The sequence below is a fragment of the Saccharopolyspora sp. NPDC045839 genome, assembly GCF_056431645.1.
The window spans coordinates 352,512-367,945 of sequence record NZ_JBWKKH010000001.1; the positions used below are offsets into that span (position 1 = coordinate 352,512).

1 protein-coding gene is annotated in these 15,434 nt (G+C 71.1%); it reads left to right on the forward strand.

What is annotated here, in order from left to right:
- Positions 1-19 precede the first annotated feature (19 nt).
- Positions 20-15,427 carry an SDR family NAD(P)-dependent oxidoreductase gene (locus AC07EQ_RS01615; RefSeq protein ID WP_478385999.1) on the forward strand — a complete coding sequence of 5,136 codons (15,408 nt, stop codon included), beginning with the start codon at positions 20-22 and terminating at the stop codon, positions 15,425-15,427.
- The last annotated feature ends 7 nt before the right edge of the window (positions 15,428-15,434 follow it).

The following is a 15,434-nucleotide window of genomic DNA, read 5'->3' on the forward strand; positions in this document are numbered from 1 at the left end:
CAGAAAGAGGTTGCTGCGCATGACCACCGACGATCAGATGCGACACCTGCTCGCTCGGGTCACCGCTGAGCTGCACGACACGCGCAACCGGCTGCGCGCAGCGGAGGACGACGCGGCCGAGCCGATCGCGATCGTGGGCATGGCATGCCGCTTCCCCGGCAGCGTCACCTCCCCGGACGAGCTCTGGGAGCTGGTTCGCACCGGCACCGACGCGATCTCCGAGTTCCCCGCCGATCGCGGCTGGGACGTGGACGAGCTGTACGACGCGGATGCGGACGCCGCCGGGAAGTCGTACGTCCGGCACGGCGGATTCCTCCGGGACGCATCGGCTTTCGATGCCGCGTTCTTCGGGATCAGCCCGCGCGAGGCGACGGCGATGGACCCGCAGCAGCGGCTGCTGCTGGAGACCTCGTGGGAGGCCGTCGAGAACGCCGGCATCGCCCCCGGCGATCTTCGCGGCAGCCGCACCGGGGTGTTCGCGGGAACGGTGCTGCCGGAGTACGGGCCGCCGCTGCGCGAACCGCTGGAGGGTTTCGAGGGCTACTTCCTCACCGGCAAGGCGCTGAGCGTGGTGTCGGGCCGGGTCGCCTACTCGCTCGGGTTGGAGGGTCCGGCGGTCACCGTCGACACCGCCTGCTCGTCCTCCCTGGTCGCCATGCACCTCGCCTGCCAGTCGCTGCGATCCGGGGAATCAACACTCGCCCTCGCAGGCGGAGTGACCGTCATGGCATCACCCGGGATCTTCATCGAATTCAGCCGCCAACGCGGCCTAGCAAAAGACGGCCGCTGCAAAGCATTCTCCGCCAACGCCGACGGAACCGGCTGGGCCGAAGGCGCCGGCATCATCGTCCTGGAACGCCTCACCGACGCACAACGCAACGACCACCACATCCTCGCCGTGATCCGCGGCAGCGCGATCAACCAAGACGGCGCCAGCAACGGCCTCACCGCGCCCAACGGACCATCGCAAGTGCGTGTCATCCAGGAAGCGCTCACCAACGCCGGACTGACGCCCGCCGACGTCGACGCCGTCGAAGCCCATGGGACCGGGACCTCGCTGGGCGACCCCATCGAAGCGCAAGCGCTACTGGCGACCTACGGCAAGCACCACAGCGCCGAACGTCCCCTGTGGTTGGGCTCGCTGAAGTCCAACATCGGCCACACCCAGGCAGCCGCAGGTGTCGCAGGCGTCATCAAAGTCGTGCAAGCGCTCAACAACGAAGAGCTGCCCGCCACGCTCCACGCCGAGGAACCCTCACCTCATATCGACTGGAGCAGCGGCAGTCTTGCGCTGCTCACCGAATCCCGGCCCTGGCCTGAAGGCGAGCGTCCGCGCCGCGCCGCCGTCTCGTCCTTCGGCGTCTCCGGCACCAACGCACACCTCATCCTCGAACAGGCGCCCCGAGGTGCCGCCGAACCCGTCGTAGGCGAGTCTGGCCCCGGTGCTGGAGTGGTGCCGTGGGTGATCTCGGCGAAAACGCCAGAGGCCCTTGAAGCGCAGGCAGAACGCTTGCACGCCCACCTCCGCGGCCGGGACACGTGGACGCCTGCCGAGGTCTCCCGGTCGCTGGCCACGACCCGCACCCACTTCCCGCACCGCGCCTCGATCATCGGCGCTGACCGGCAGGAATTGCTGTCCGGGCTGGGTGCCATCGCCCGTGGCGAGACAAGCGATGCGGTGACGCTCGGCGCTGCGGTGGACAACCCGGGCGTCGCCATGCTGTTGTCCGGGCAGGGCAGCCAGCGGCCTGGCATGGGACGCGGCCTGTACGAGGCGTATCCGGTCTTCGCCCAAGCCTGGGACGAAGCCTGCGCACACCTCGACCCGCTGCTCGGCTTGGACCGGCCGCTCACCGACATCGTCTTCCACGGGCAGCCCGATGAGGTCGAGCAGACGCTCGTCGCGCAGCCCGCGCTGTTCGTGCTGCAGGTGGCGCTGTTCCGGCTGTTGGAGCAGCACGGCATCGGCCCCGACTACCTCGTCGGCCACTCCGTCGGCGAACTCACCGCCGCCCACGTCGCCGGTGTGCTCACCCTGGCAGACGCGGCCGTCTTGCTGGCTGCGCGGGCCAAGCTGATGCAGAACCTCCCCGCGCACGGCGTCATGGCCGGGATCAACGCCAGCGAGCACGAGCTCACCGAGGCACACCCCGAACTCCTCGCCCCGAACAGCGGCGTTTCCATCGCCGCGATCAACGGTCCGCAGTCCACAGTGGTCTCCGGTGATCCAGAGCCGGTGCGGGCCATCGCCGATCACTGGCGGAACCAGGGCCGCACCGTGCGGAAACTTCACACCAGCCGCGCCTTCCACTCGCCGCACTGCGAGCCGCTGCTCGGCGAACTCGAACGAACCGCCCGGGGGCTGACCTTCCACCCGCCGAAGATCCCGATCATCTCGACGGTCACCGGAAGCCCCACCGACGACATCACGACCCCGGCCTACTGGGCCCGCCAGGTGCGCCAGGCCGTCCGCTTCGCGCCCGCCCTCGCCTGGCTGCACCGGCACCGCGGTATCACCCACCACCTAGAGCTGGGGCCCGACGCCACCCTCACCACCCTTGCGCGCGCCACTCACGACACGCCCGGCCACGCCACGCTGAACCCCGGCACCGACGACGCCACCAGCTACGTCACCGCACTCGCCCACGCCCACGCCACCGGACTCGGCCCCGACTGGGCCGCGCTCGTGCCACCGGCTCGGACGCTCGGCCTGCCGACCTACGCGTTCCAGCACGAGAGGTACTGGCTCAACCCGCCGGCGGCGGGACGCCCGGAACAGCTCGGCATGGCCACCACCGGCCATCCCCTGCTCACCGCACGAATCACCACGCCCCACACAGGCGAAACCACGCTTACCGGACGGATCTCGCTCGACACCTACCCCTGGCTCGCCGACCACGCCGTCCAAGGCAACGTCCTGCTCCCCGGCACCGCGTTCCTCGACATGACGCTCCACGCCGCCGCACAACTCGGTTGCGCCGTCGATGAACTCACCCTCCACACGCCGCTCGAACTCCCCGACCACGGGCACGTCGCGCTCCACATGGCGATCGCCGCCGAGGACGACGGTCGGCGAACCGTCGCGCTCTACTCCCGTGCTCCCGGGGCGGAAGAGGTCTGGACGCGCCACGCCACCGGCACACTCGTCGCCATCGCCGAGGACTCGTCCACCACCGCGGTGGACCTCGCCGCTTGGCCCCCGACGGGTGCGATGCCGGTCGACGTCGGCGACCTCTACGACCGCCTCGCCGACCACGGTTTCGGTTACGGGCCGACCTTCCAGGGGCTCCACACCGCCTGGCGGGACGGCGACGACATCTACGCGGAGGTCGCGCTCCCCGACGATCACGGCACCGGCGGATGGGCGGTCCACCCCGCGCTCCTCGACGCCGCGCAGCACGCCGGGCTGATCGGGGGCGATTCGCAGGACCGCCGAACCCGCCTGGTCTTCTCGTGGTCGGGCGTGCGCATCCACGGCACCGCGACGACCGGTCTCCGGGTCCGCCTCCGGCACTCCGGGACCGACGCGTTCCGGCTCGACCTGGCCGACCACGATGGACTTTCGGTCGCCACCATCGAATCGCTCGCACTCCGGCGGGTGTCGAACGCGGTCCCGGAGGACAACGGCCTGCTGCGACTGGACTGGGTGCCGCAGGCGTTCGACGACACCGACGCTCCGCAGTCGCGCTGGGCGCTGATCGACTCGGGTGTGGCCGCGCTGAGCGATGCCGTGGCATCCGGCGTGCCGGCTCCGGACATCGCAATGCTCGACGAGCGCGGCCTCGCCGCCGATGACGACGTCGCGCGGCTCGTCGGCGAGGTATCGCAGCGGGTCGTGGCGGAGCTGCAGGACTGGCTGAAGGCACCGCACCTCGCCGGAACGCGCCTGGTGCTGGTGACCCGCGGCGCGGTGGCGGTGCAGCCGGGCGAAGTCCCGGACCTGGTCACGGGGCCGCTGTGGGGCCTGCTGCGGGTGGCGCAGAACGAGCACCCCGACCGCTTCGTGCTCGTCGACACCGACTCCTCCGGCGATGACGAGGAGCTGCGGCGCACCGTCGATGCGGCTTTGCTGCACGGTGAGGCGCAGATCGCGGTGCGCGGCGATGCCGTGTTCGTGCCCCGGCTGGTCCGCGCCGACTCGCGGAACGAGCTGGTGGCCCCGGACTCGATGTCGTGGCGATTGGACGTGTCCGAGCGGGGCAGCATCGACAACCTGTTCCTCGCGGAGTTCCCGGAGGCGCAGGCGCCGCTCGCGGCCGGGCAGGTCCGGGTCGCGGTGCGGGCCGTCGGGGTCAACTTCCGCGACGTCCTCAACACCCTCGGCATGTACCCCGGCACCCCGCCGCTCGGCGTCGAGGGCGCCGGAGTGATCACCGAGATCGCCGGCGACGTGCCCGGCCTGCGGGTCGGCGACCGGGTATGGGGCATCCTGCCCGGCGCGATGGGCCCGCTCGCGATCACCGACCACCGGCTGCTCGCCCACGTACCGCAGGACTGGACGTTCGCCCAGGCCGCCGCAACGCCTGCGGTGTTCTTGACCGCCTACTACGCCCTTCGCCACCTCACGACCGTCCAGCCCGGGCAGAAGGTCCTCGTGCACGCCGCCGCGGGCGGGGTCGGGATGGCCGCCGTCCAGCTCCTCCAGGACTGCGGCGCCGACATCTACGCCACCGCACACCCCACCAAGTGGGCTCTCCTGCGCGAACTCGGCATCCCCGCCGATCACATCGCCTCGTCCCGCACCTCGGACTTCGCAACGCAGTTCCCCTCGGTCGACATCGTCCTGAACTCGCTCACCGGGGAACTCCTCGACGCCTCGCTCGACCTGCTCAACGAGGGCGGGCACTTCATCGAACTCGGCAAGACCGACCTCCGCGACCCCGGCGACCATCCCGGGTTGCACTTCCACGCCTTCGACCTCTCCGAGATCGATCCCGCTCACCAGCAGGGCATGCTGACCGATCTCACCGGCCTCTTCGAGCGCGAACGGCTCACCGCGCTGCCGGTCACGGCGTGGGACATCCGGCAGGCCCCGGAAGCGTTCCGCTACCTCGCCAACGCGCGTCACACCGGCAAGCTCGTGCTCACCGTGCCCGCGGCGCCCGATCCGCGCGGCACCATCCTGATCACCGGCGGCACCGGCGCGCTGGGCAGCGTTCTCGCCCGGCATCTCGCCGCGCAACACCCCGACTGCCACCTCCTCCTGGCCGGCCGCCAAGGACCGGCCGCACCCAACGCCGACGCCTTGCGCGACGAGCTCGGCTCCCGGGTCACCATCGCCCCCTGCGACGCCACCGACCCGCACCAGCTCTCCGCACTGGTCGACGACATCCCCGCCGAGCGCCCGCTGACCGGCGTCGTCCACACCGCCGGCGTACTCCGCGACGCGCCGCTGCACGCCCTCACCGCGGAGCAGCTGTCCACCGTTGTCGAATCCAAAGTGGACTCCGCCTGGAACCTCCACCTCGCCACGCGGCACCACGATCTCGGCTTCTTCGTCCTCTACTCGTCAGCGGCAGGAATCTTCGGCAACCCCGGCCAAGCCAACTACGCCGCCGCCAACACATTCCTCGACGCACTCGCCCAACACCGCCACACCCATGGGCTCCCCGCGCACTCGCTGGCCTGGGGCCCCTGGAACACCAGCGACGGCATGACCCAGCACCTCACGCATGCCGACCAACAGCGCATGACGGGCATCGGCGCCCTGCCCTTCGATCCGGACGCCGGCGTGGCTGCCTTCGACGCCGCCTGCAGGCGACCGGCGCCGTTGCTCGTGCCGCTGCGCCTCGACACGTCGCGGCTTCGGAACGCACCGGCGATTCTCGGCGATCTCAAACCTCGGCAGGCCGCCGAACGGCGTCCGAACCGGACCTCGGAACAGCTCCTCGACGGCCTCGACGAGAACCAGCGCGAGCAGGCCCTCCTGCAGGTGGTCCGGCGCGAAGCCGCCGCCGTTCTCGGACATTCCGGGGCCGAGTCGATTCCGGCCGGCCGCGTGTTCCTGGACCTCGGGTTCGATTCGCTCACCTCGGTCGAACTGCGCAACCGGCTCGCCGCGGCGACCGGCCTGCGGCTGCCCACCACGCTGGCCTTCGACCACCCCACGCCCGAAGCGCTCGCCGCCCACCTCCACCAGCGGCTCCTCCCCCGAGCGCAGCAGGTCGCCACCCCGGCTCGTGCTTCGGCGTCCGACGAGCCCATCGCCATCGTCGGCATGGCGTGCCGCCTGCCCGGCGGTGTCCACTCGCCGGACGAGCTGTGGCGACTCCTCGCCGGTAACGCGGACGCCATCACCGGCTTCCCCACCAACCGGGGCTGGAACCTCGCCACGCTCTTCAGCTCCGACCCCGACAATCTGGGCACCAGCTACGCCCGGCGCGGCGGATTCCTGCACGAGGCCGACGAGTTCGACGCCGCGTTCTTCGGCATCAGCCCCCGGGAAGCCGCGACGATCGACCCGCAGCAGCGGCTGCTGCTGGAAACGTCGTGGGAAGCGCTGGAACACGCGCGCATCAACCCTGCGTCGCTGCCGGGTAGCCGGACCGGGGTGTTCACCGGCGTGATCTACCAGGATTACGCGGGGCGGCTCGCCGGCCGGGTGCTCCCGGAGTTCGAGGGCTACCTCGGCAACGGCAGCGCGGGCAGCATCGCCTCGGGCCGGGTGTCCTACACCTTCGGCCTGGAAGGCCCGGCGGTCACGGTGGACACCGCCTGCTCGTCATCGCTGGTGGCGATGCACCTCGCTTGCCAATCACTGCGGTCCGGGGAGTCGAGCTTGGCGCTGGCCGGGGGCGCCAGCGTCATGGCCACGCCCACCCCGTTCATCGAGTTCAGCCGCCAGCGCGGGCTCGCGCAGGACGGCCGCTGCAAGGCGTTCTCCGCCGACGCCGACGGAACGAGCTGGGCCGAAGGCGTCGGTATCGTCGTGCTGGAACGGCTGTCCGACGCGCAGCGCAACGGTCACCGCATCCTTGCCGTGATCAGGGGAAGTGCCGTCAACCAAGACGGCGCCAGCAACGGGCTTACCGCACCCAACGGGCCCTCGCAGGAACGCGTCATCCTGGAAGCGCTCAACAACGCCGGCCTCACGCCCGCCGATGTCGACGCCGTCGAAGCCCACGGAACCGGCACATCGCTGGGCGACCCCATCGAAGCCCAGGCGCTGCTGGCAACCTACGGCCAGCACCACACCACCGAACGCCCCCTGTGGCTGGGATCGCTGAAATCCAACATCGGCCACACCCAAGCAGCAGCAGGCGTCGCAGGCGTCATCAAGATGATCCAAGCCCTCCAGCACCACGAACTGCCCGCCACACTCCACGCCGACGAACCCTCGACCCACATCGACTGGACCAGCGGCACACTCGCACTACTCACCGAACCCCAGCCCTGGCCCGAGGCCGACCGGCCACACCGCGCCGCCGTCTCCTCCTTCGGCGTCTCCGGCACCAACGCACACCTCATCCTCGAACAAGCACCACCAAACGAGTCCACACAGGACGATTCTGTCCCGGCGATCGTGCCGTGGATGATCTCCGCAAAAACACCAGACGCCCTGACAGCACAAGCACAACGGCTGCACACCCAGCTCCGCGACCGGCACGACTGGACGCCCACCGAAGTGGCCTGGTCACTGACCACCACCCGAGCCACCTTCGAACACCGCGCCGCGATCCTGGGCTCCGACCGCGAGGAACTGCTGGCAGGACTGGAAACCCTCGCCCGCGCCGGGGAAAGCGCGTTCGTGGCAAGAGGCGTCGCAGCAGGCGATCCGGGTGTGGCGATGCTGCTGTCCGGGCAGGGCAGCCAGCGCCCCGGCATGGGACGCGGCCTGCACGAGGCGTACCCCGTATTCGCGCAAGCCTGGGACGAAGCCTGCGCGCATCTGGACCCGCTGCTCGGACTGGACCAGCCGCTCACCGACATCGTCTTCCACGGCAAGCCCGACGAAGTGGCGGACACACTGATCGCACAACCTGCGCTGTTCGCACTGCAAGTCGCGCTTTTCCGGCTACTCGAACACCACGGCATCACCCCCGACCACCTCGTCGGCCACTCCATCGGCGAACTCACCGCCGCCCACCTCGCCGGAATACTCACCCTGGCAGACGCGACCGTCTTGCTGGCCACCCGCGCCCGCCTGATGCAAAACCTCCCCACACACGGCGTCATGGCCGGCATCAACGCCAGCGAACACGAGCTCACCGACGCTCATCCCGAGCTCCTGGACCCGCAGAGCGGCGTTTCCATCGCCGCGATCAACAGTCCGCAGTCCACAGTGGTCTCGGGCGACGCCGACCCCGTGCGCGCCATCGCCGAGCACTGGCGAAACCGGGGGCGCACCGCCCGAGAGCTGCACACCAGCCGGGCCTTCCACTCACCCCACTGCGACCAGATCCTCGACGAACTAGAACACACCGCCGACCAGCTGACCTACCACCCACCGAAGATCCCGATCATCTCCACCGTCACCGGAACCCCCACCAACGACATCACCACCCCCGCCTACTGGGCCCGCCAAGCACGCCAGCCCGTGCGCTTCGCACCCGCCCTCGCCTGGCTCCACCAGAACCACACCATCACCCACCACCTCGAACTCGGGCCCGACACCACCCTCACCACCCATGCCCTGACCAGCCACGACGAGACGCCTAGCCTCCCCACGCAGCAACCCGGTGCCGACGGTGCCGCCGGCTACCTCGGCGCACTCACCCACGCCCACACCACCGGCCTCTCGCCGCACTGGCCCACGGTCCTCGCCCCGGCCCGGACCGTCGACCTGCCCACCTACGCCTTCCAGCGCCAGTCCTTCTGGCTCAACGCGCCGGACGACCACGGCGCCGAGACCGGCTCCGATGCCGGTTTCTGGACCGCAGTGGAGGACAACGACCCCGGCGCGGTCGCGAAGGCCCTCGACATCGCCCCCGAGACCCCGCTGCACGAGGTCCTGCCCGCCTTGTCAGCGTGGCGACGCCGTCGGCGCGACGCAGTCACGTTGAACTCGTGGCGCTACGAGGTCCAATGGCATCCGGCCACCACGCCGGAGAATCCCCCTGCGTTGCAGGGGATTTGGCTGATCATCAGCGCACCCGACACCGACCGGGGCGTGCTCGACACCGTCGCGCAGGCCATGTCCGGGGCCGAGACGCGCCCGATCCTGATCGACGATCAGCCCTCCCGGGGCGAGTTGGCCGACCTTCTCCGGGACGAAGCTCCGACCGGCATCGTCGCGCTGCCCGGCACGGTCGCCGCCACGATCACGCTCGTCCAGGCGCTCGGCGACGCAGGCGTCACGGCCCCGTTGTGGTGTCTGACGCGCGGCGCGGTCGGGGTCGACGAGCACGACGATCTGCCCGACCCCGAGCTCGCGGCGCTGTGGGGTCTGGGCCGGGTGATCGCGCTCGAACACCCGGACCGCTGGGGCGGGCTGGTCGACCTGCCGCTCCGCCCTGACCGCCGGGCCGCCGCGTCCCTCGCCGCGATCCTCGCCGACGGCGCGGAGGACCAGGTCGCGATCCGGTCGGCAGGCGCCCACGTCGCGCGGCTGGCCCGGGTCACCGCAACGACCGATTCCCCCTGGCAGCCCGACGAAGCCGTCCTGCTGACCGGGGCTTCGCCCGGCGTGGATCGCCTGACCGGGCTGCTGGGCGAGCACGGCATCGACACGGCCCCGGACCCCGGGCGCACTGTGTTCCACATCGTTCCCGGTGAAACGGCCACCGGGCTCCTGGCCACCACGGACGCGGCGGACGTCGAAGCGGCGGTGCGGCGGGCGGTCACCGAGCTCGCCCAACTCGACGAACTGCTCGTCAACGGACGGATCGAGACGCTGGTCGTCCTCTCCGCCGTGACCGACGCCTGGGGCGCCGAGGGCTACGCGGCCGGGGCCGCGACCAGCGCCTGGGCCGACGCGCTCGTGCGTCGGCGCAGGGCCGCCGGGCTGCGCGCGGTCTTGGTCGAGTGGGGCCCGTGGGACGACTCGGACGACGCCGAGGCCGCCCGGCGGCGGGGTCTGCTCGGAATGTCCCCGGAGCTGGCCATCGCCTCGTTGCGGCAGGCCATCGGCAACGACGACCACGTCGTCGCCGTCGCCGACGTCGACTGGAACCGGTTCGTCGCGTCGAACCCGTCCCGCTGCTTCGCCGGCCTCGCCGAAACCGGTCACGACACAGTCGCAAGCTCCGACGAGCCGCACGCCGCGCTGCGCGAGCGGATCGCCGGGCTTCCGGGGAAGGAACGACGCCGGGCCGTGGTGGAGCTGGTGCGCGGCGAGGTCGCCGCCGTGCTGGGGCATGCCGATCCGGCGGCGGTCCCGGCGAGCCGGCCGCTGCAGGAGCTCGGCTTCGAGTCGCTCACCGCCGTCCAGTTGCGCAACCGCCTCGCCAAGAGCACCGGGTTGCGGTTGTCGGCGACGCTTGCCTTCGACCACCCGACGCTCGCGGCCCTCGCCGACCACGTCCTCGGCCGGCTCATGCCCGGGGCGCCTGCCGCCGCACCCGTTGCCGCGCAGGCGGCCGCGGGCGAGGCCATCGCGATCGTGGGCATGGCGTGCCGGTTGCCCGGCGGCGTGGATTCGCCGGAGGCGTTGTGGGACCTGGTCGGCTCCCGGACCGACGCGATCACGGCGTTCCCGGCGAACCGCGGCTGGGACCTCGCCGGGATCTTCGACCCCGACCCGGACGCCGTCGGCAGGACCTACGTCCGCAGCGGCGGATTCCTGCACGACGCGGCGGCGTTCGACCCGGAGTTCTTCAGCATCAGCCCGCGGGAAGCGCTGGCGATGGACCCGCAGCAGCGGCTGCTGCTGGAGACCTCCTGGGAGGCGTTGGAGCGCGCGGGAATCGACCCGGCGACGCTGCGGAGCACACCGACCGGCGTCTTCGCGGGAACGAACGGCCAGGACTACGCGGCGGTGCTGCGGCGCAAGCCGACGCCGGGCGAGCTGGAACCGTTCGTCGGCACCGGCACCACGGCCAGCGTCCTGTCCGGCCGCGTCGCGTACATCCTGGGGCTGGAAGGCCCGGCGGTGACCGTGGACACCGCGTGCTCGTCGTCGCTGGTGGCGATCCACCTGGCGTGCCAGTCGCTGCGCTCCGGCGAGTCGAGCCTGGCGCTCGCCGGAGGCGCGAGCATCATGGCCACGCCGGACGTGTTCATCGAGTTCAGCCGCCAGCGCGGGCTGGCGCAGGACGGCCGCTGCAAGGCGTTCTCGGCCTCGGCGGACGGCACCAGCTGGTCCGAGGGCGTCGGGGTGGTCGTGCTGGAACGGCTCTCCGACGCCGAGCGCAACGGGCATCGCGTGCTCGCGGTGGTTCGCGGTAGCGCGGTGAACCAGGACGGCGCCAGCAACGGTCTGACCGCGCCCAACGGGCCGTCGCAGGAACGCGTGATCCTGCAAGCGCTGGCCAACTCCGGACTCACCCCGGCCGATGTCGACGCCGTCGAAGCCCACGGCACCGGGACGTCGTTGGGCGATCCCATCGAAGCCCAAGCACTGCTGGAGACCTACGGCCGGCACCACACCGCCGAGAATCCCCTGCTGCTGGGGTCGTTGAAGTCCAACATCGGCCACGCCCAGGCCGCCGCAGGCGTCGCTGGCGTCATCAAGACGGTGCAGGCGCTCAACCACGAAGAACTGCCCGCAACGTTGCACGCCGACGAACCCTCACCGCACATCGACTGGACCAGCGGCACACTCGCACTACTCACCGAACCCCAGCCCTGGCCTGAAAACGACCGGCCACGCCGCGCCGCCGTCTCCGCCTTCGGCGTCTCCGGCACCAACGCCCACCTCATCCTCGAACAGCCGTCCCAGGTCGCGGAGCGCACGGCGACTGCGGATCCTGGCGGCGCGCTCGTGCCATGGGTCATCTCCGCAAGGAATCCGGAATCTCTTGAAGCACAAGCAGAGCGACTGCACTCACGGCTGATGGAGAACCCGGACTGGTCGCCCGCCGAGGTGGCGTGGTCGCTGGCCACCGCGCGGACCGCCTTCGCACACCGCGCCGCGGTCTTCGGCAGCGATCACGAGGAACTGTTGGCAGGCCTGAAGAATCTGGCTCATTCCGGAGAACACCCCGGCGTAGCACGGGGTATCGCGGTAGACGAGCCCGCTGTGGCCATGTTGTTGTCCGGCCAGGGCAGCCAACGTCCCGGCATGGGACGCGGCCTGTACGAGGCGTACCCGGTCTTCGCCCGATCCTGGGACGAAGCCTGCGCACACCTGGACCCGCTGCTCGGCTTGGACCGGCCGCTCACCGACATCGTGTTCCACGGCCAAGACACCGAGGTCGAGCAGACACTCGTCGCGCAACCCGCACTGTTCGTGCTGCAAGTGGCACTGTTCCGACTGCTCGAACACCACGGCATCACCCCCGACCACCTCATCGGCCACTCCATCGGCGAACTCACCGCCGCCCACCTCGCCGGCGTACTCACGTTGCCCGACGCGGCGCGCCTGCTGGCCACCCGCGCCCGGCTGATGCAGAACCTCCCTGCCCACGGCGTCATGGCCGGGGTCAACGCCAGCGAGCAAGAACTCACCGAGGCACATCCCGAACTCCTCGACCCGGACAGCGGCGTTTCCATCGCCGCCATCAACAGTCCACGGTCCACAGTGGTCTCCGGCGACCCCGAGCCGGTGCGGGCCATCGCCGACCACTGGCGGAACCAGGGCCGCACCACCCGGGAACTGCACACCAGCAGGGCCTTCCACTCACCGCACTGCGGGCCGCTGATCGCCGAAATGGAACGGACCGCCCGCGGCCTGACCTTCCACCCACCGAAGATCCCGGTCATCTCCACCGTCACCGGAACCCCCACCAACGACATCACCACCCCCGCCTACTGGGCCCGCCAAGCACGCCAGGCCGTCCGCTTCGCGCCCGCGCTCGCCTGGCTCCACCAGAACCACACCATCACCCACCACCTCGAACTCGGGCCCGACACCACCCTCACCACCCTCGCCCGAACCACCCACGACACACCCGGCCACGCCACGCTCGAACCCGGCACCGACGACACCACCGCGTACCTCGCCGCCATCACCCACGCCCACACCACCGGACTCAGCCCCGACTGGACCGCGGTCCTCGCCCCTGCCCGAACCCTCGACCTGCCCACCTATCCCTTCCAGCGGCGGGACTTCTGGGCGTCGCCGGAGCCGTCGAGCCGCGCCGAGGATCTGGGCTTCGAGAGCACCGGCCATCGGCTACTCAGCGCGCGCATCGACGTGCCGCAGACCGGCCAGACGATCTTCACGGGACAGATCACGCAAGACGCGCCGCTGACGGGCACCGCCGTCCTCGACATGGCGCTGCACACAGCCAACCGGCTAGGGCACGTGCTCGACGAGTTGACCATCCACAATGGATACTCACAGGACCGCGCCGCGCTACAACTGGTCACCACGCCAGGCGACGACGACAACCTCGCGCTGACCCTCCACGCGCGCTGCGGGGACGGCGATTGGACCCTGCACGCATCCGGCCGCCTTCGCAGCGCCGCTCCGGCCGGGGCGGACCCCGCGCCGGTCGATCTCCAGGACTTCTACGACGAGATCGCCGACGCCGAAGCCCACCAGGCCGGAACTGCGGGCTTGCAGGCCGCGTGGCGCTACGACGGCCCCACCGAGGTGCGACTCGACGTCGTGGCCGAGTCCGGTCTTCCGGTGGCGGCCGTGCGGCTCGACCTGAAGGCCCTCACCGCGGGCCCGGCCGCCCCCGACCGCCTGTTCCGGCTCGTCTGGCGGCCCCTCGCCCAGCAGGCCGAGGCCGTGGACCTGGGCTGGATCGCGTCCGGGCAGGACCCGGTGCCCGACAACGACGTCGTCGTGATCGATCAGCGCGATCACCCGGATCCGGACGCCGGCATCCCGGCGCTCGTGGGCCGCCGGACCCAGCAGCTCCTCGACCTCGTGCAGGCCTGGCTGGGCCGGGAATCCGGGTCGCGGCTCGTGCTGCTCACCCGCAACGCGGTCACCGTCCACCCCGGCGAAGCACCGGACCTCGGCACCGCGCCGCTGTGGGGGCTGCTGCGCCCCGCGCAGACCGAGCATCCCGACCGGATCCTGCTGATGGACGTCGACGATCCGGATGCGGCACCCGAGACCATCGGGCGGGCCGTCGCAACCGCGCTGCACCACGGGGAACAGCAGGTCGCGCTCCGGGACGGGGAGCTGTTCGCCCAGCGCCTGGCGCCCACCGAGCCGGCCGATGACGGCTCCGCTAGCGGACTCGACCCGGACGGCACCGTGCTCATCACCGGCGGCACCGGTGCTCTGGGCAGCCTCGTCGCCCGCCACCTAGCGGCGGCGCACCGGGGGCCGCTGCTGCTGGTCAGCCGCCAGGGACCGGCCGCCTCCGGCGCCGAGCAGCTCCTCGCCGACCTGGCCGCGCTCGGCGCCGAGGCGGAGATCGCCACCTGCGACCTCACCGATCCGGCGGCCCTCACCGGGTTGCTCGACGGCATTCCCGATGAACATCCGCTGACCGGTGTCATCCACACCGCCGGCGTCCTGCGGGACGCCCCGGTGCACGCCCTCCGGCCAGACGACCTGGCGGCAGTGCTGGCCCCCAAGGTCACGGCGGCGTGGAACCTGCACGAGGCCACGCGGCGGTACGAACCGGACGTGTTCGTCCTGTTCTCCTCCGCCGTGGCGATCTTCGGCAACCCGGGGCAGGCGAACTACGCCGCGGCGAACGCGTTCCTCGACGCCCTCGCCCAGCACCGGGGCGACCTCGGTCTGCCCGCGCACGCCCTGGCCTGGGGGCCGTGGCAGGTCTCCAGCGGCATGTCCACCGACCTGAGCGAGGTGAACCTGGCGAGGATGACGCAGGCAGGCATCGTTCCGCTGCAACCCGACGACGGCCTCCGGCTGTTCGACGAGGCCTGCCGGACTCCCAGCACGCACCTGCTCCCCCTGCACCTCGATGCGACGACCCTGCGCGCCTACGCCCGCGCCAATCCCGTTCCGCCGCTGCTGACCGACTTCCTCCCACCGCAGCGGGCACAACGCTCCGCTGCCGAGCCGCTGCACCGGCGGCTGGCCGGAATGCCGGAGACGCAGCAGTTGGAGGCACTGCTGGACCTGGTGCGGGATCAGGTGGCGGGCGTGCTCGGCCACACCGGCCGGGACGACGTGCCCGAGGAACGGCCGTTCCTGGACCTCGGCTTCGACTCGCTGACCGCCGTCGAACTCCGCAACCGGATCACCGCCGCCACGGACCTGCCGCTGGCCACGACCCTCGTCTTCGACCACCCGACGCCCGCCAAGGTCGCCGCCCTCCTGCACCGGAAGTTCTTCGGCGAGCCGACCGACATCCCGCCGCAGGACGGCCGACCCACCGCGGAGCCCGCGGCGGACATCGACGCCATGGACGTGGAAAGCCTGGTGCAGAAGGCATTCGAGAGTAGCGGGCGCTAGCCCCCGG